Source organism: Vicinamibacterales bacterium (assembly GCA_041659285.1).
GTDB lineage: Bacteria > Acidobacteriota > Vicinamibacteria > Vicinamibacterales > UBA2999 > 12-FULL-67-14b.
This window is the reverse complement of record JBAZYO010000009.1, coordinates 149,179-167,497: the sequence shown is the minus strand read 5'-3', so window position 1 is coordinate 167,497 and position 18,319 is coordinate 149,179. Positions and strand designations below refer to the sequence as shown.

Sequence of the window (18,319 nt, the reverse complement as noted above, 5' to 3'; positions counted from 1 at the left end):
CCCCAGTAGACTGAGATTGAGTCGGGAATGTTTCAGGGGCTCGAGATATGGCGTCCGCCGCCTGACGCCTCGCTTATTGCAGCTTCACGAGCGCCTGATACGAATCCACCCACAATCCGCCGTCAACGGCCGAGACGAATCCAAACGGCCAGTTGGGCTCAACGGTGGGACGTGAGAACGACCACAGGATCTCGCGCGTGTCGAGGTCGATGGCATTCAGGCGGCCGCCCGGGAGCACGGGAACCGTGGGCACAGGCTTGCCGCCTTGATAAACGATGCGATCCTGGACTTCCGATGCCGGCTCGGCGCCCGGATGGCCCTGGAAGTAGAGGACCTTGCCCGCAACCGCGGTCGAGGGATTGTTCGTGCGGTATTGCCCCTTCACTTCCCATGCGGTTTGCCCGGTCGCCTTGTCGAAGGCAATCAGGAAACCGGACGTGATTCCAGCCAGCACCGGACCAGCGTCCACCAGCCCACTCAGTTCGACGGCGCGCACGCGGCCTTCCACCGGCCGGCGGATCTCGACGGTCCAACGGCCTTTGCCGGAGGTCACGTCCACTGCATGGAGCGTCGATGCGGCCGTGCCGAACAGGGTATTGCCGGAGACGATCGGCTGTGTGAGGCACACGCCAACGTTGTTGCCGGCGACCGGCGCCGCTGGATAGCGCCAGCGTTCCTTGCCGGTGACCGCGTCGATCGCAAACAAGTGGGTGTAGTAGCTCGCCGCCTTGTTGGCATCCGCCGCCGTCACCAGGACCGCCGCACTCACGTAGACGGTGCCGTCGCGCCACACCGGCACGGCCTCACACGATCCGCTCCTGGCAAACGGCATCGTCCACTTGGTCCTTCCGGTGGCCGCGTCAACGGCATGGAAGACGCGATCCTCGCCCATGACGAAGGCCGTGCCTGCGCCGGCAGCCACCGCCGCGCCTTGCGCCGTCTGCGGACCGCGCCAGGCTTCTTTGCCCGTGCTCAACGTCACGGCCACGAGCGTGTGTGCCATGGGAGCGATCACGAGGTCGCCGGCAATTGCCGGCGCGGTCGCGACGAACGGATTGCCTCGCGCCAGTCCGATGGGCCGCGCCGTCCATTTCAGTTTGCCGCTCACGGTATCGATGGCATACAGGCCGCCGCGATTCGAAGAGTTGCCGGCCACGATCGTCGTGCCCGAGACGACGGACGGCGCCCAGTCCCTGAAACCGGGATTGACCGCGAACTTTTCAACCGGGCTGGTACGAAGGGCAGCGATCGGGGATGACGCCGGCTGAGCCAACGCGGTCGCGGTGCAAAGCATGGCGGCCGCCAGCTCCGCCAATCGACGTCGAGCGATTGTGATGAACACGTCGGCAGCATACGCGGTTCCTGGTTCCGCGACCGGCGAGCGGGGAGCGATAATGGAGACGTGAGCCGTCTTTCATCCTTCCAGCGCCTCGCCCTGTGGACGACGGCGACCACCTATTTCCTGATCCTGGTCGGCGGCCTGGTCCGCGCTTCGGGCGCCGGGCTGGGCTGCCCGGACTGGCCCCGTTGCTTCGGCGGGTGGGTGCCGCCGATGTCGGCGGCCGACCTGCCGCCGCAGTTCGAGCCGTCCCAGTTCAACCAGACGTTGATGTGGACGGAGTACCTCAATCGCCTGCTCGGCGTGACGGTGGGGTTCCTGATCCTGGCCACCGCGGTGTCGGCGTGGCGCCACCACCGCCGCGACCCGCGGATTCTCTGGACCACAATCGGCGCCCTGCTGCTCACGGGATTCCAGGGATGGCTCGGCGGCCGCGTCGTGGCGCACGAACTGGCGGCGTGGATCGTGACGGCTCACATGATCGTCGCACTGGTGATCGTGCAGATGTTGTTGTACGTCACGGTGAGGGCAACACCGCGGCAGGGTCAGACCCCTTCTTCAATCGAGCGCGGGGTCAGACCCTGGGTCCTCTCGCTCATCGTGGTGACGTTGATTCAAATCGCCCTCGGCACGCAGGTGCGCGGCGGCGTGGACGCCGCCTTCGACGCCGGCGTGGCGCGCAACAGCGCACTGGCCACCCTGGGTTCGATTAGCGTCATCCATCGCGACGCCGCCGTTGTTGTGCTGCTGGGCGCCTTCCTCCTGACGTTCTGGCTGGTGACCATGCGCGACCGCCACACTGCGTTGATTCGCTGGTCCTGGGTCGTGCTGGCCCTGGCGGCGGGGCAGGTGGCGCTCGGTGTGGTCATGGCGTATGTTTCTCTGTTACCGGGCGCCCAGGTGGGGCATCTAACCCTGGCAAGCCTGCTACTCGGCGCCGAAACGGTGATGTTGCTCGTGAGCTGGAGAGGATCGGCAGCGGTAGCGCCCTCCAGGAGGGCGGGACTTTAGTCCCGCCCATCCGGTAGAATTCGCGCATTGAGGGGAACAATGAAACGCATCAGCTTGTTAGTGTTCACGCTGGTCGCCACCAGTGTCGGCGCGCAGACCACCTATGACGAAGCCGCGCTCAAGGCGTTCCACGCCGAGCGCGAAAAGGCCCTGCTCGCCGACAACGGATGGTTTACCGTGGCCGGGCTGCACTTCCTGAATCCGGGCGAGAACAAATTCGGGTCTGACCCGCTCAACGACATCGTGCTCGAGTTCGCCGATGTGCCCAAGCAGGCGGGCGTGATCACGATGACCGGCAACACCGTCACCATCAAGGCGGCCGACGGCCAGACGCTGACCTACAACGGCAAGCCGGTGAAAGACGGTCCGCTGCGCCTCTCGGAGAAAGATCGGCCGGCCGATCTCATCACCTACAAGAGCACCTCGTTCTTCCTGCACTTCAGCGGCCCGCGCCTCGCCATCCGCGTGCGCGACCAGAAGGCGCCGCTGCGCACGGGTTTCAAGGGCCTCAAGTGGTTTCCGGCGAACCCGGCCCTCAAGGTGACGGGCACGTTCACGCCGCTGGCCGCGCCCAAGGTCATCCAGGCGCCGACCATCCTCGGCGACCTCGAACCGTTCACCGTGCCCGGCAACGTGGCGGTGACCATCGCCGGCAAGACGGCCAACATGGAAGCGTGGAAGTCCGGCGACCGCCTGTGGTTTGTCTTCCGTGACCTGACCAGCGCCGACGCGACGTATCCCTCGGCGCGGTTCCTCTACACCGACGCGCCCACCGCCGACGGCAAGGTGACGCTCGACTTCAACCGCGCGCAGAACCCGCCGTGCGCCTACAACCCGTGGACCACGTGCCCGCTGCCGCCCTCGGCCAACAAGCTGCCGGTGCGCATCGAAGCGGGTGAGAAGCGGTACCACGCCGAGGCCACGTCGAGTGCGGCCGTGCTGAGGAAGTGATCGCGACGGGACTGGACCCGAGCTTCTTCGCCTACCTCTCCTTCACCTTCATCCTCGTCGTGACCCCGGGGTCAACGACGGCGGTGGTGGTGCGCAACACGCTCGAGGGCGGCCGGCGTGCCGGCTACGTCACCGCCCTCGGCGCCGCGGCCGCCAACAGCGCCATCGCCACCGCCTGCGGACTCGGCTTGTCTGTGCTGGTCGCGTTCTGGCCCGGCTCGCTTTACGCGATCAAGATCGGCGGCTCGGTGTTTCTGGCCTGGCTCGGCCTGTTGAGCCTGTGGCGCGCGTGGCATGAGCCGGACGGCGGCATCCGGATGTCGCCGAATCCCGATGCGGCGCCGGCACGTTCGCACGCCGGCGCGTACTTCGGCGACGGACTCGCGATCAACCTGCTGAGCCCCGTCATCATCAGCTTCTACCTGTCGGTGGTGCCGACGTTCATTCCCGCCGGCGCGTCGCGGCTCTACTACCCGCTGCTCGCGTCATCGCATGTGACGATGGCGTTCCTCTGCCACTCGGCCTGGGCCACGGGCCTCGACGCCATGCGCCGCTGGTTCATCAGGCCATGGACGCGGCGCGTGCTGCAGACTGCCACAGGCCTCGCACTTATCGGCCTGAGCGCTCGCGTCATTCTCTGAGCACCCTCGCACCCTCGCACCCTAGGCACCCTAGGCACCCTAGTCCTCCTTGACCCTGGTCCACCCAATGCTGATCACTTGGCGCGTCTTCCTGGACTGCGCGAAGGCCACCACCCGAAGATGCTCGCGTTTCGCCTCGGACTTGAATGGCAGCGTCATGGCCGCTCGCCCGGCGCCTTTCGCGACGTCGCTCGACCGCAGCAGCCTGACGACGCCCGAATGATGCAACGTGCGCGAGGCATTCTCGCCGCGCTTCACGTCCACCACCAGGTCATCCTCGGCCACCGCCCACCACAACTCCGCGCCGGCGGCGCCGATGGCTTCGACGCCTGGGCCGGACGCGGTCATGGAGATCTCGCCGTCCTTCCAGGTCGCTGCGACTGTGATCTTCGGCTTCGGCACCCGCCCGGCATCAGTCAGCGCCTTCTCAATCCGGGGCGCGTCGCTGCCGACCAACTGCGAGACGCCGTCGATGATGAGTTGCGGCGTGTAGATGCTCTCGATGTTGAACCCGCGGCCGTAGGACGTCTGGCGGTTCGTTAACTGGTTGGACCCAAACGGATCGCGCCAGCCCTGGTGATCCCAATAAGTGACGTGCTCGCTGAGCGCGACCACGTAGACGCCGTTGATCGGTTGTTCTTTCAACAGCGTCTCGAGCAGATGATCCGCGGGCGGGCAACTCGAGCAACCTTCCGACGTGAACAGTTCCGCGAGCACCAATGTGGGCTCGGTCTCGCCGCCGGCGCGGGTTGACGCCACGCTCGCCGTGCCGGCAATCACGAATACAATCAGCCAGGCCCAACGCTTCATGGCGCCATCGTAGCACCAGGCACCTTGGCATTAGCCGCCAGGCACCCTTAGGCACCGTACGCACCCGAGGCACCTTGAGCATCCCCATCGATCCCGACCCCGACCCCGACCTCGTCGCGAAGTTCCTGCGAGACGCGGCCCATTACCCCGGTGGACGCTCGGCGGGGGTGGTGCGTCCGCGCACGGTCGAAGAGGTGGCGTCATTCCTGAGGGCTCTCCCGACGGGCGCACAGGTGTTGCCGGTGGGGGCGCAGTCGTCGTTGACCGGCGGCGCGACGCCCCTTGGCGATGTCGTGCTGAGCACCGGACGCCTCACGCGGTTGGAGATGCAGGGCGACCACGTTCGCGCGGGCGCGGGCGTGACCCTGCAAGCGGTGCAGGATCTGCTGGCCCCACGCGGTCGCTGGTTCCCGCCGGTGCCAACGTATTTGGGCGCCACCGCCGGCGGCGCCGTGGCCACTTGCGCTGCTGGCGCGGCCACGTTCAAGTACGGCACGGTCCGCGAGTGGGTGGATGGCCTGACGGTGGTGCTGGCCAACGGCGACATCCTGGACATCACGCGCGGATCGATCGTCGCCGACTCGGACGTGCTCGAGTTCGCGACGTCATCGGGATCCCACCGCATCACGCTGCCGGCGCTGCGCATGCCCGATGTCCCCAAGCGTTCCGCCGGCTACTTCGTCGCGCCAGGCATGGACCTGGTTGATCTATTCATCGGATCCGAAGGGACCCTCGCTGTGATCGCGGAAGTGGTGTTCCGGACCGCGCCGCTACCGGCCGCACGCTGTCACGTGTTGGTCCCCGTCTCGGATGAGGACGCCGGCATACGCCTGGCCGGAGACCTCCGCGCCGCCTCGCAGCAGACCTGGCGAACCAACGACCCGCTCGGCATCGACATCTCCGCCATCGAGCACATCGACGCGCGGTCGATTGCCGTGATCAGGGAAGACGGCATCGACAAGAAGCTCGACATCACCCTCCCATCCGGGACTGGCATCGTCCTCCTGATCGAGATCGAGCTCTCGCGGGAGGCAGCCGCAGCCGACTTGTGGAGTCAACTGGCCAATGCACGGGAGGAGGGCGCGGCTGATTCACCTCTCCGCAGGTTCTGCGCGTTGCTCGATCACCATGGCGCCCTGGACGATGCGGAGATTGCGCTGCCGGAGCATCGCGCCCGCGTGGTGGCGTTTGCGGAGTTGCGAGAGGCCGTGCCCGCGGGCGTGAACCGGCGCGTGGCGCTGGCGCAGCAGCAGATCGATCCGGGCATCTACAAGACCGCCGCTGACATGATCGTGCCGTTCGACCGGTTTGCCGACATGATGCGAACCTGCCGGCGCCTCTTCGAGGAGCGCGGGCTCGACCTCGCAGTGTGGGGACACATCTCGGACGGCAACGTCCATCCCAACGTCATCCCGAAGAGCGCGGACGACGTGAAGAAGGGGCAGGAGGCGATCCTGGCGCTGGGCGATGCCGTGATCGCGATGGGGGGATGTCCGCTGGCCGAGCACGGTGTCGGCCGCAACGCCATCAAGCAGGAACTGCTAAGGCGGCTCTACGGAACCGAAGGTGTCGATGCGATGCGCGCCCTCAAGCACAGCCTCGATCCTCACGGCTCGCTCGCCCCCGGCGTGATCTTCCCGGCGAACTAGCTGGCCACTCCGTTCCTTCCGCCGCCGCTCTACATCCGCAATGCAGCGGGCGGCTACGACCGTGCTGCGAAAACCTACGTGAAGTCGTTTCGGGCGGATTGGTTGTTCTCGTATCAACCGATGCCGGGCACGGTGCTGTTCGCGGGGTATGGCAACACGCTGGCGAACCTCGATGAAGATCCGCGCACCGCGAGGCTGCGGCGGACCAGTGACGGGTTCTTCCTGAAACTGAGTTACCTGTTCAGGCTGTAACAGGAGTCCAGGATCTTCTGTTTCGGTTTCCTCTGACCTCTTGTTACGTGCGCCGCATGCGGTTCACGGCCTTGACCATCAGGAACACGATCCACGCCAGGATGAGAAATTGCACCACCTGCGTGATGAAGGATCCGTAAGCAAACACGGCCGCGCCCGCCACCTTGGCCTCCGCGAGCGAGGCGTACGGCGCCGCGGCCTTGGTGCCTTCACGCAACACCACGAACAGGTTGGTGAAGTCGGTGCCGCCCAGCGCGAAGCCGACCAACGGCATCACCAGGTCATTCACGAGCGAGTCGACGATCTTCTGGAACGCCGCGCCGATGATCACGCCCACGGCGAGATCCATGACGTTGCCCTTCGCGATGAACTCTCGGAATTCGCCCAGCATCGGTTGCACCTGTTCCCGTCCTGTGTTGCGGCCCCGTCGACAAGTGTCGCCCCGTCACGTATTGCCGCCCCGCCGGTTACCGTCCCGTGAGCTTCAAATGCCCGATGTGATGCCGTCCGTGCCAGGCATATAGCTGCAGGAACCACTCCAGCGTCACGGGTCCATGGTCCGGGTGCACCGCGGCGCGCGCGAAGTCGGCGTCGGCCAGCGACGCCAGCATCACATGCCAGCGGTGGTGCAGGCCGTCGAGAATCTGCACCGACACCGCCGGATCCTCGGTGGTCGAGTCGGCGAGCTTGGCCCATGCGGCCTCGTTGTAGGGTTTGATCGTCGGCTTGTCTTCGGTGAGCGCGAGACGGAAGCGGACGAAGGCGTTCATGTGACTGTCGGCAATGTGGTGCACGACCTGCCGCCCGGTCCATCCACCCTCGCGATAGGGGCGGTCGACGTCGGCCCCGGGCAGCACGGCCTTGAGTTCGGCCGGAAAGCTGCCGATCGTGGTGATGGAAATACGCCGTGTTTCGGGTGTGACCTGGGGATCGAAGACAAACTTGCCGGTCGGATAGCGTGGGTCCATGGCCGAATGATGCCCTTCCAGTCAGTGAAATTTCAAGCGTAAAGTGTTGATTCTAAACGATAAAGCTCTGCTTAACCCGGCACTATAGCACCTCGGCACTCAAGCACCGTTTTGTGACCCAACCATTTCCCCCTGGACCCGTCCAAGTGACAGGGATGGATGAACGCGACGCGGCAGTAGTCGCCAAGGCCCGCGACGGCGACCGCGATGCGTTTCGGGCGCTGGTCGATCGCCATTCCCGCTACCTCTTCTCGCTGGCGCACCGGATGACCGGCAACGCCCAGGATGCGGAAGACGTGGTGCAGGAAGCGTGGCTCAAGGCGCACAAGCAATTGAGCCGGTTCGAGGCCCGGGCCGACTTTAGGACCTGGCTTCACAGGATCACGGTGAACTGTTCGATCGACCTCATTCGCGGCCGGCGCCATCGTGAAGACGCCCACGATCCGGTGGATCTCGAACAGGGCCCGCTCAGCGAGCGCGGCGCCGAAGCGCAGCCGACGCCCGAGCGTGTGGCCGCCAGCGCGCAAATCTCTGATCGCGTGAACGAGGCGCTCGCGCTGCTGACCGCCCTCGAGCGCGCCGCCTTCACGCTGCGCCACGTCGAAGGCATGTCGATCGAGGAAGTGGGCGAGAAGCTCGGGATGAAGACGAGTGCGACCAAGCACAGCATTTTTCGCGCCGTGAAGAAGATGAGGAACGCGCTCGGGCCGTTCGTGCAGCCGTAACCGTATGAACAACCACCTTTCTGAAGAAGACCTGATCCTCCATTACTACGGTGAGATCGATCGCGCGGATGAGACGCGCGTCGATGCGCACCTGGCCGGGTGTGGAGAATGCCAGGCCGCGAATGCGCAACTGCGTCGCGTGCTCACGCTGGTCGAGACGGCGGCTCCGGTGGAGGCGCGTCCCGGCTTCGAGCGCGATGTGTGGGCGCGGCTCGAGCCACAGCTTCCACCTTCGCGCTCCGCGCTACGGTGGACAAGCTCCCTCTTCTGGTTCCCGCAGTGGGCGCTGGCCGGCGGCGTCGCCGCGCTCGTGTTCGTCGCCTTCATGGCCGGCCGGTTCTCCGGTGGAGTGCCGGCCGGCGTCTCGCCCGACACCGCGGTGGCGGCCGACGCGTCGCCCGATCGCGTGCTGCACGCAGCCGTCGGCGACCACCTCGATCGCACGCAGATGATGCTCGCCGAACTGGTGAATAACGACGCCGACCAGGCCGGCGTGTTTGCCGGCGAGCAGGCGCGCGCCTCGGATCTGGTGGCGGCCAATCGCCTCATCCGCCAGTCGGCCACGCAGTCGGGCGACACCGGCGTCGCCGACGTGCTCGAGGATCTCGAGCGCGTGCTGCTGGAGATTGCCAACGCTCCGGCGGATGTCACGTCTAACGAGTTGTCTGACTTGAAATCGCGCATCACCGCCCAGGACCTGCTGTTCCGCGTGCGCGTGATTGCCTCGGAGATGCGTAACCGAACCCGTAGCGATCGCGAGGCTGGCGATCGGCCTCCGCAGCGGCTCCCCATTTCGTAGCGCCGCGGAGTGAATTGCGAAACTGAATACCGGTTGCCAGGAGGGCGGCACTTCAGTGCCGCCGTACCGCCCTGGCGCCGAACGGACATGGAGAACGAACGATGAGAGCAGTAATCAACACCTGTCGGATTGCGCTGGCCTGCGGCGTGCTGGCGATGCCGGCGATGGCCGTCGGCCAGGTCATTCCCCCGCCGCCTGCCATGCCCCCTATGCCGGCAATCCCCGCGATGCCGGCCATGCCGCCCATGCCCGACCTGTCGGCCCTGCCAAGGCTGGCTGACCTGCCGCGGCTGGCGGACTTCGCCAACCTGGCGAACCTCGCCGAGTTGCCGGCCGTGGTCGATGCCGCCCGGCTCGCCGAGGTGGTGGCCATCGATAGCGCGCGCGCCGTGCTGGCGCCCGGCGTGTGGCGCGTGGACGAACAGCGCTCGCCTGAAGAACAAGCGAAGCAGCGCGCTGAAGAGGCGAAGCAGCGGGAAACCGAGCGCCGGCAGCGCGTGGACGAGGCCTATCAGCGCGCCCAGGAATCGCTCGAGCGGCGCCAGTGGGCGCGGGCGGCGGAGCAGTTCACGTCGGTGATCGACGCCCAGAACGCGACGCGGGTGGACGCGGCGCTCTACTGGAAGGCTTATGCGCTCGACAAGCTGAGCCAACAGGCCGATGCCCTGGCCGCGCTTGGCCAGTTGATCAAGACCTACCCGCAAAGCCGCTGGGTGGCCGACGCCAAGGCGCTCGAGTTGCAGGTCCGCCAGAACGCGGGGCAGGCGCCGCGGCCAGAGGCCGAGTCTGACGAAGAGCTGAAGCTGCTCGCCATCCAGGGGCTGCAGCACTCGGATCCCGAGCAGGCCGTGCCGATGCTCGAGAAGCTCCTGCAGGGAACGGCGTCGCCACAACTGAAGGCGCGCGCGCTGTTCGTGCTGGCGCAGAGCAACTCGGTCCGCGCCCGCACCGTGCTCGCGCAGGTCGCCCGCGGCGGCTCCAACCCGGACGTACAACGTCGCGCGATCCAGTACATGGGCGTGAACGGTACCCGTGAGAACCGCGCGGTGCTCGCCGAGATCTACACCGGCGCCACCGACGTGGACATCAAGCGCCAAATCCTCCGCTCCTTCATGGTGGCCGGCGACAAGGAACGCGTGCTGGCGGCGGCCAACACCGAGAAGGTGCCCGAGCTGCGGCAGGAAGCCGTGCGCCAGCTGGGCGTGATGGGCGCGCGTGAAGAGCTGTGGCAGATGTACCAGAAGGAATCGGTCGTTGACGTGAAGCGCCAGATCCTCCAGTCGCTGTTCGTCGGTGGCGATGCCGCGCACTTGATCGAGGTTGCCAACACCGAGACCAACCCCGACCTCCGCCGCCGCGCGGTCTTGCACCTGGGGACGATGGGGCGCGACAAGACCGGCGACGCGCTGGTCGGCATCTACGCGAAAGAGAAGGACGCCGACATCAAGCGCTCGGTGATCAACTCGCTGTTCATCCAGAACAACGCCGAGTCGCTGGTCGCCATTGCCCGGAAGGAAAGCGACCCGGCGATGAAGCGCGAGATGGTGTCGAAGCTCTCGTTGATGAAGTCGAAGGTCGCGCTCGACTACCTGATGGAGATCCTGAACAAATGAGGGCGCTGGTTGCGACTCTCGCGCTTCTGACCTTGTCGCTGCCGGTTGCGGCGCAAACGCCGCGGTTGAGCAACGGGCGTCTCGAAAACCACACGGTGTCGGCAGGCCTCGCGAAAGACCTGCCGGCCCTCGCCGCCAGGCTCACCGAGCCCACGTGGATTGGCTACGCCGTGCCGGTGATCGACGGCGACCGCCACATGTGCGACTTCTGGAACGACAACTTCCGCAACACGGTGTCGACTGCGCCCGTGCTGCTCGAGCCGGCAGACTTCTTCTTCGTGCTCTACCGTGTCGAGGGCGGGCAGGTGTCGCGGATTCGCAGCTACTCCGCGGAGTGTCCGCTGGATGCCGGCGGCAAGGCGGTGCACTGGTTCACCAACGTGTCCGCCGCCGACAGCCTGAGCTACCTCAAGACCTTCGTCGCGCCATCGTCCGCCACCAACCGCCTGGTTGACTCGGCCGTCACGGCCATCGCCATGCACGAGGGGCAGGCCGCGCTCGACAGCCTGGTGGGCCTGGCCCGCGATCACGCCAGCACCAGGGTCCGCGGCTCGGCGCTCTTTTGGCTGGCACAGCGGGCAGGGCAGAAGGCGGTGGGCACCATCACCGCCGTCATCGACAACGATCCCGACACCGAGGTGAAGAAGAAAGCGGTGTTCGCCCTGAGCCAGCTGCCCAGGGACGAAGGGGTGCCGCTGCTCATCCAGCAGGCCCGGACCAACAAGAACCCGGCCGTGCGCAAACAGGCCATGTTCTGGCTCGGCCAATCGAAGGACCCCCGGGCCCTCAAGTTCTTCGAGGAAGTTCTGCGGTAGGAATTCCAACCCTCCGGTGACCTCGAACCATCCAAAGGCTCGAGGTCACCGTTATGCGAAGACTCGCCGTTCTAACCCTCACTCTTCTGTCAGCGCAGGTCGCCTGGTCCGCTGTGATCCAGGCCCAACCTGCCACGTATCGTGGTGACTGGACCGCGGATTCCCGCAACACGTGGCGGGACGACGATGGGGGGCCGCGCGTGCAGTTCAACCTGCGCGGCAACGCGGGCGACAGTCGATGGGGCTTCGGCGTCAAGCTCCGCGACCTCGCGGGGCTCCCCTCGTCGGCACTGTCGAGCACGGCCAACAACATCCAGTTCAGTTGGACGCGCGAGGCCGGCACGTTCCGCTTCACCGGGTCGTTCGACCAGGGCCGCGGCAGCGGCACCTACACGTTCACGGCGGACCAGGCCTTTATCACCAACATGAGTGCGGCCGGCTACCGCAACCTCTCCACCGACGACATCGTGCGGCTCGCGATGATCGACGTGACGGTGGCCCACGTGCGCGGCCTCTCGCAGGCCGGCTATCCGAACCTGCCGATCGACGAGGTGGTGCGCACGCGCATCCACAAGGTGACGCCGGAGTTCATCCGCGACCTCGCGGCGGTGGGTTACAAGGGCATCCCGGTCGATGATCTCGTGCGCATGAGCATCCATGGCGCGACGCCCGCCAACATCAAGGCGCTGCAGGCCGCCGGCATCCGCGGCCAGTCGGTTGAGGAGGTGGTCCGCCTCCGCATTCACAAGGTCACGCCCGAGTTCATCAAGGCGCTCGACACCCGCGGCTATCGCAACGTGCCCGCCGAAGACCTCGTGAAGATGCGCATCCACAAGGTGACGCCCGAGGAGATGGATCAGCTGAAGGCGCTCGGCTTCGGCGGCATGAGCATCGACGAGCTCGTCAAGTTCCGCATCCACAAGGTGACGCCCGACTACATCCGCGCCATGCGCGAGGTCGGCTTCGTGACCATCTCGGAAGAGCAGCTCGTGCGCATGCGCATCCACAAGGTGGACGCCAAGTTCGTCCGCGACGCCCGCGCCGATGGTTTGGCCGTGCAGTCGCCGGGGGACGCCGTCGATCTCGCGATTCACGGGCCGCGCTGGCGCAAGCGCGGGTAGCGAGTGATGTCAGCAGGGCGGCACTTCAGTGCCGCCCCTGGCGGGAGTAGAATCCCCGCATGCGCACCAGAATCCTCGCCACCGTGGGCCTGCTCGGCCTGGTCCTGACGCTTCTCGTCCAGACGCCCGTCGCCGCCCGGCAGGGCGTCCCGGCGCCCGAACAATACTTCGGGTTCAAGATCGGCACCGACGGCGAGCTGGCGAGGTACCCCAAGATCCTCGAGTACTTCCAGCTGCTGGCGAAGCAGACCGATCGCGTCAAGTACGAGGAGCTGGGCAAGACGACGATGGGCAACAGCTATCCGCTGCTGCGGATCAGCTCGCCGCAGAACCTGGCGAAGTTCGACCGGCTCGTCGAGATCAACCGGCGCCTCGCCGACCCGCGCGGGCTGTCGGACGCCGAGGCGCGCACGCTGGCCGCGGAAGGCAAGCCCTTCTACTTCGTTTACGCCACCATCCACTCCACCGAAGTCTCCAACGGCCAGGCCATCATCAACATCGTGCACCGGCTGGCCACCGAGAACACCGTGCAGATCAGGGAGATCCTCGACAACTCGGTGGTGTTGATGGTGCCGTCGCAGAATCCCGACGGGCAGCACCTCGTGATCGATCACTGGTACAAGACCAAGGGCACCCCGTTCAACCGGGTGTATCCGGACCTGTACCACAAGTACGTCGGACACGACGACAACCGCGACTGGTTCATGTTCACGCAAAAGGAGACGCGCCTGAACATCGAGGCGGTGCAGAACAAGTACAAGCCGATCATCTCCCACGACATGCACCAGCAGGGACCGAACGGGTCGCGCATTTTCGTGCCGCCGTTCACGGATCCCTTTGACCCCAACATGCATCCGCTGCTCGCGCTGGGACAGGCGACCGTGGGACAGGCCATGGCGTCGGCGTTGATCGGTGAAGGCAAGGAGGGTGTCGCGTGGACGGAGAACTACGACATGTGGTCGCCGGCGCGGCAGTACATGGTCTATCACGGCCAGCCGCGCATCCTGACCGAGATTGCCAACAGCAACCTGGCGGACGCTTACGTCAATCCACGGAAGGGGCAACCGCTCGGGCCGCAGGATTCGCGGGCGACGTTCCCGGTGCCCTACTCGAAAGACACGTGGACGCTCGGCCAGCAGGTGGACTACGGCGTCACGGCCGCATTGGCCGGCATGTCGCACGTCGCGAAGTACGGGCGCGAATGGCTCTACAACTTCTACACCGTTCACAAGGACTGGGTGAACTACAGCAAGGGGCCCTACGCGTTCGTGGTGCCGGCCGCGCAACGAGATCAGTTCGCGACCTACGAGATGCTGGAGATCCTGGAGTTCGGTGACGTCGAGATCCATCGCGCCACCGCTCCGTTCAGCGCCAACGGCAAGCCCTACGCCGCGGGATCCTATGTGGTGAAGACCGCGCAGCCCTATGGCGGGTTCGCCAAGACCATGCTCGAGAAGCAGGTCTACCCGGACCTCCGCATCTTCCCGGGAGGGCCGCCCGAGCCGCCCTACGACGTGACCGGCCACACGCTGTGGATGCTGACCGGTGTGACGGTTGACGCGATCGACAAGCCCTTCGACGCGTCGCTGGAGATGGTGAAGAAGGTCGCGCCAGTGCCGACCGCGGTGGGAGCCAGGCCGAAAGGCGCGTATCTCGTCGATCCCGGATCGTACGGGTTCTTCAAGGCCGTTGCCGAGCTGCAGAAGGCCAACGTGCCGGTGTATCGCGCGGCCAGCGCCTTTGATGGCCACGCCGCAGGCACGTGGGTGATCCCGTCAACGCCGGCGGCGCAGCCGATCATCGAGAAGGCCGCGAAGGAGCTGGGCGCGCCGGTCACCGGTGTCGATCGCGTGCCCGCGGTGGATGGCTTCCGCCTCAAGCCCGCCACCAAGGTGGGCCTGTGGAAGGGCGCCGGCAACATGCCCGGCGGCTGGCTGTTGTGGATGCTCGAGCAGTACGGCATCAATCACGAGGTGGTGAAGTCCCAGGACTTCGCCGGCGACCTCAACGCGAAGTACGACGTCATCCTGCTGCCGTCGAACACCACGAAGGCCCGCATTGTCACCGGCCTGGATCCGAAGAGGAACGACCCGGCCGAGTGGTCGTGGGCGTTTGGCGTGGGTGAAGAGGGCTGGAAGAAGCTGCACGCGTTTGTCGAGAACGGCGGCACGCTGCTCGCGATTGGCTCAGCGGTGGAGACGGCGCGCGAGCTGCTCGACCTTCCGATCGAGAAGGCGCTGCCGGAAGGCCGGCCGCGGTTTGGTCCGCAGGCCGCGCCCGCGGGCGGTGGTGTGGCGGCATCGACGGACGCGACGTTGCGCGACGCGTTCAGCAGTCCCGCGCGACTCATGCAGACGCTCCGCGATCGCGTGGCCGATCCGGAGTCGCTGTTCTTCTGCCCCGGCTCGCTGCTGCAGAACGAGTTCGACACCAACAACCCCGTGGCGTGGGGCATGCCCGCGGCGTGGCCGGTGTTCTTCGAGGGCGACCAGGCCTATCGCCTGCGGCCGGGCTTTGGCATCGAGACGCAGGTGGTGTCGCGCTACCCGACCAAGGACATCCTGCAGAGCGGGTGGTTACTGGGCGAGGAGTACTTGCGCGATCAGGCCAACATCCTCTCGTTCCGCATCGGCAAGGGCTACGTCGTGACCTATGGCAGCCAGGTGGACTTCCGCGCGCAGCCGCGCGCGACGTTCAAGCTGATCTTCAACGCCATCTTCCATGGGCCGTCCACGGCGGTGACGGCCGGGCAGATCGGCCGATGATCTCGTGATCTGGGGATCTTGTGATTTGGTGATTTGGAACACTGATTGAGGGATGTGGTGATTTGGTGATTTGGAATCGCCAGATCGCCAGATCGCCAGATCGCCAGATCGCCAGATCGCCAGATCGCCAGATCGCCAGATCGCCAGATCGCCAGATCGCCAGATCGCCAAATCGCCAAATCGCCAAATCCTGATCCCAAATCACCAAATCACCAAATCCCCAAGTCACTAAATCCGCATCCCCGCACCCGTGGTACGGTGGGGCCATGACCTCGGCACTCGCGACCCAGCCGCTCACGCTGGCCGCCGCGCTCCTCGGCGTGCTGGGTGGCATCCTCCTGGTCGCCGGGCTGGTCGCCCTGCTGCGGAAGCGGCCGTTTCGCTTCATCCTGCGCACACTCATGGGATTGCTCCTGCTGTCCCTCGGCGCGCTGGCCGGAGCAGTCGGGGTCGGCATGCAGGGCTATCGCGCGCTGACGCGCGAGGATCTGGCGGCGCGCATCGTCGTGCAGCCGCTCGGGCCCCAGCTGTTCTCGGCGACCGTTCACATCCCCGGGCGCCCGCAGGCGAGTTACTACGAGCTGGCGGGGGACGCGCTGTATGTGGACGCGCACATCCTCAAGTGGCGCCCGGTGGTCAACGTGTTGGGCCTGCATACCGCCTACGAACTCGATCGCATTGCCGGCCGCTATGACGACGTCGAGCGGGAGCGATCCGCGGCCCGCACCGTGCACTCACTCGCGCCGGATCGTCGGGTTGACCTGTTCGGGTTGCGCACCCGCTACGCGTTCCTGGCGCCGCTGCTCGACGCCGAGTACGGATCGGGCACGTTCGTGCGCGTGACGGAGCCCGGCGAGTTCGAAGTCCGTGTCTCGACCACGGGACTGTTGATGCGGCCGCTTGAAGTACCCTGAAAGGGTGACCACCGACCTGGTCCGACGGCTGCTGGACGCGCTGTCTCAACCCCTTCCCGGTCTCGACGCCCAACTGCGGATGGCGCCGAGCCCCCGCTTGGGCTGGAATCCCCTCGAGTTCCCCGAAGGCAGCCGTCAGGGCGCGGCCCTCGTGCTGATCTATCCGCACGACGACACGTTTCACATCCCGCTCACCGTGCGTGGCGCCGAACTCCGGAACCACACCGGGCAGGTGTCGTTGCCCGGCGGCCGCGTGGATGAGGGCGAGACGTTCGAGGCGGCGGCGGTGCGCGAGGCGCAGGAAGAGATCGGGGTGGATCCGGAGTCGGTCGAGATCCTCGGGCGGTTGACGCCCCTCCACATTCCCGTCAGCGGCTACATCCTGCACCCGATCGTCGGCCTCACCCGCGTCCGGCCGTCGTTCCAGCGCGCCGAGTGGGAAGTGGCGCGCATCATCGAGGCGCCGGTTTCGTTGTTGTCGGATCCCACGGTGATCAAGCGCGAAAGGCGTCAGCGCACGGTCAAGGGCGAAATCATCGAGGTGGACGTGCCGTTCTACGACATCGATGGCGAGAAGGTCTGGGGGGCCACGGCCATGGTGCTGGCCGAGTTTTGCGCTATCCTCCCTGCACCATGAGGCGCATCGCATTTGCCTTCGCGCTGGCCGTGTCGGCGGGCCTGGTCGGCTCCGGCCAGTCGGCCACCGACACGCTGTTCGAGAAGTTCTTCACGGCCGAGAACCCCGCCGACGCGCAGGTGGCCGCCGATCAGATCGTGGTGGCCGGCGTGGATTTCGACGCGGCTTACCAGCGCCTCCAGAAGGGCCGCTTCTACGGCGATGAGAAGCGCGGCGAGTACTCGCTGCGGTGGAAGTCGAAGTCGGGACCGTTCTTCAACAACGTCGTGGATGTGCCGGCGGATTACGACCCCGCGCGCAAGTGGCAGTTGCGGGTGCAGCTCCATGGCGGCGTGGCCCGGCCCTCACCCAATGCGCAGCCTCCCGGCCGCCCGGGAGCGCCTGCCGGCGGCGCGAATGGCCGCGCGCCGAATCGCATTGAGGGCGAGAAGCAGATCTACCTGCATCCCAGCGGCTGGGCCGCGGCGCAGTGGTGGGACGAGGATCAGATCGACAACATCCTTCGTGCCGTTGATGCGTTGAAGCGCAAGTACAACGTCGACGAGGCCAGGATCTACATCACCGGCATCTCCGACGGCGGCACCGGCGTCTATTACGTGGCGCTCAAGGAGCCCAACCTGTGGTCGTCGTACCTGCCGCTCAACGGCAGCCTGTCGGTGCTGCGCAATCCCGACAACGGCGCCGACGGCGAGATGCACGGCAACAACCTGATCAACGCGCCGCTCTACGTCGTCAACGGCGAGAACGACCCGCTGTATCCGGTGGCGCAGGTCGAGCCGCACGTGAAGTGGCTCGCGGGGATGGGCGTCACCCTGACGTTCCGGCCGCAAGCCGGCGCGGTGCACAACACCGCGTGGTGGCCCACGGAGAAGGAGCCGTTCGAGGCCTTCGTGCACGAGCATCCGCGCCGGGCCTATCCGACGGCGCTGTCGTGGGAAACCGAACGCGTGGACCGTTTCAATCGCAATCGCTGGCTGCAGATCGACCAGCTGCGCACGGATGCGTCGCGCCAGACCGAGCTCAAGGACCTGGGGTTCTTCCGCCACCTCAAGCCGTCGGGGCGCGTTGACATCAGGAAGAACGCCAACACCTTCGACGCCATCGTCCGCGACGTGGCGGCGTTCACGCTGCTGCTCTCGCCCGACGCCGTCGATTTCGGCAAGCCGGTCATCGTGACCGTGAATGGCAAGCAGGTCTTCAGCGGCGCCGTGAAGAAGGACCTGCCCACGCTGCTGCGCTGGGCCGCCCGCGACAACGACCGCACGGCGCTCTATGGCGCCGAACTGAAGATTACCGTTCCCTGACCTCA

General features: G+C 66.2%; 18 protein-coding genes. 14 read left to right on the top strand and 4 right to left on the bottom strand.

Annotated features, from left to right (window positions below; translation table 11 throughout):
* Nucleotides 1-73 precede the first annotated feature (73 nt).
* Nucleotides 74-1,342, bottom strand: a complete 1,269-nt coding sequence (locus WC815_16045) for a PQQ-binding-like beta-propeller repeat protein (protein ID MFA5910293.1) — start codon at nt 1,340-1,342, stop codon at nt 74-76.
* 60 nt (nt 1,343-1,402) lie between these two features.
* Between WC815_16045 and WC815_16040 the strand changes: the two genes are divergently transcribed.
* From WC815_16040 to WC815_16030, 3 genes are read left to right on the top strand one after another with little or no spacing between them, the layout of a single operon-like run.
* Nucleotides 1,403-2,350, top strand: coding sequence for a COX15/CtaA family protein (locus tag WC815_16040; GenBank protein ID MFA5910292.1), 948 nt, complete (start codon nt 1,403-1,405; stop codon nt 2,348-2,350).
* Nucleotides 2,351-2,389: 39 nt separating this feature from the next.
* Nucleotides 2,390-3,301, top strand: coding sequence for a DUF1684 domain-containing protein (locus tag WC815_16035; protein ID MFA5910291.1), 912 nt, complete (start codon nt 2,390-2,392; stop codon nt 3,299-3,301).
* Nucleotides 3,298-3,942, top strand: a complete 645-nt coding sequence (locus WC815_16030; GenBank protein MFA5910290.1) for a LysE family translocator — start codon at nt 3,298-3,300, stop codon at nt 3,940-3,942. Before WC815_16035 ends, WC815_16030 begins: the two co-directional genes overlap by 4 nt.
* 39 nt (nt 3,943-3,981) lie before the next feature.
* Here WC815_16030 and WC815_16025 read toward each other — a convergent pair whose 3' ends face one another.
* Nucleotides 3,982-4,752, bottom strand: a complete 771-nt coding sequence (locus tag WC815_16025) for a DUF1223 domain-containing protein (protein ID MFA5910289.1) — start codon at nt 4,750-4,752, stop codon at nt 3,982-3,984.
* Between the two features lie 74 nt (nt 4,753-4,826).
* Here WC815_16025 and WC815_16020 point away from each other — a divergent pair, with 74 nt between their 5' ends.
* A complete protein-coding gene (locus tag WC815_16020; GenBank protein ID MFA5910288.1) occupies nt 4,827-6,401 on the top strand; it encodes an FAD-binding oxidoreductase in 1,575 nt (524 codons plus the stop codon).
* Nucleotides 6,402-6,479: 78 nt separating this feature from the next.
* Nucleotides 6,480-6,653 (top strand): hypothetical protein, encoded by a 174-nt coding sequence (locus tag WC815_16015; GenBank protein ID MFA5910287.1) that lies wholly within the window; start codon nt 6,480-6,482, stop codon nt 6,651-6,653.
* Nucleotides 6,654-6,696: 43 nt separating this feature from the next.
* On the opposite strand, the gene mscL is transcribed toward WC815_16015, so the two are convergent.
* Nucleotides 6,697-7,044: a large conductance mechanosensitive channel protein MscL gene (gene mscL, locus WC815_16010; GenBank protein ID MFA5910286.1), complete on the bottom strand. Its 348-nt coding sequence runs from the start codon at nt 7,042-7,044 to the stop codon at nt 6,697-6,699.
* 76 nt (nt 7,045-7,120) lie between these two features.
* Entirely contained in the window at nt 7,121-7,621 is a 501-nt protein-coding gene (locus WC815_16005; GenBank protein MFA5910285.1) for a putative metal-dependent hydrolase, read from the bottom strand.
* 155 nt (nt 7,622-7,776) lie between these two features.
* Between WC815_16005 and WC815_16000 the strand changes: the two genes are divergently transcribed.
* From WC815_16000 to WC815_15960, 9 genes are all read left to right on the top strand, one after another.
* Complete coding sequence (locus WC815_16000) at nt 7,777-8,346, top strand: sigma-70 family RNA polymerase sigma factor (GenBank protein ID MFA5910284.1); 570 nt, start codon at nt 7,777-7,779, stop codon at nt 8,344-8,346.
* Between the two features lie 4 nt (nt 8,347-8,350).
* Nucleotides 8,351-9,145 (top strand): zf-HC2 domain-containing protein, encoded by a 795-nt coding sequence (locus tag WC815_15995; GenBank protein ID MFA5910283.1) that lies wholly within the window; start codon nt 8,351-8,353, stop codon nt 9,143-9,145.
* Nucleotides 9,146-9,246: 101 nt separating this feature from the next.
* On the top strand, nt 9,247-10,758 hold the full coding sequence (locus WC815_15990; protein ID MFA5910282.1) for a HEAT repeat domain-containing protein: 1,512 nt from the start codon (nt 9,247-9,249) through the stop codon (nt 10,756-10,758).
* On the top strand, nt 10,755-11,573 hold the full coding sequence (locus WC815_15985; protein MFA5910281.1) for a HEAT repeat domain-containing protein: 819 nt from the start codon (nt 10,755-10,757) through the stop codon (nt 11,571-11,573). Before WC815_15990 ends, WC815_15985 begins: the two co-directional genes overlap by 4 nt.
* Before the next feature lie 113 nt (nt 11,574-11,686).
* Nucleotides 11,687-12,694 carry a hypothetical protein gene (locus WC815_15980; protein MFA5910280.1) on the top strand — a complete coding sequence of 336 codons (1,008 nt, stop codon included), beginning with the start codon at nt 11,687-11,689 and terminating at the stop codon, nt 12,692-12,694.
* Between the two features lie 59 nt (nt 12,695-12,753).
* Entirely contained in the window at nt 12,754-15,459 is a 2,706-nt protein-coding gene (locus tag WC815_15975) for a M14 metallopeptidase family protein (protein MFA5910279.1), read from the top strand.
* 266 nt (nt 15,460-15,725) lie between these two features.
* A complete protein-coding gene (locus WC815_15970) occupies nt 15,726-16,373 on the top strand; it encodes a hypothetical protein (GenBank protein ID MFA5910278.1) in 648 nt (215 codons plus the stop codon).
* Nucleotides 16,360-17,010, top strand: coding sequence for a CoA pyrophosphatase (locus tag WC815_15965; GenBank protein MFA5910277.1), 651 nt, complete (start codon nt 16,360-16,362; stop codon nt 17,008-17,010). Before WC815_15970 ends, WC815_15965 begins: the two co-directional genes overlap by 14 nt.
* Nucleotides 17,007-18,314 (top strand): prolyl oligopeptidase family serine peptidase, encoded by a 1,308-nt coding sequence (locus tag WC815_15960; GenBank protein ID MFA5910276.1) that lies wholly within the window; start codon nt 17,007-17,009, stop codon nt 18,312-18,314. The genes WC815_15965 and WC815_15960 overlap by 4 nt, the downstream gene beginning before the upstream one ends.
* The last annotated feature ends 5 nt before the right edge of the window (nt 18,315-18,319 follow it).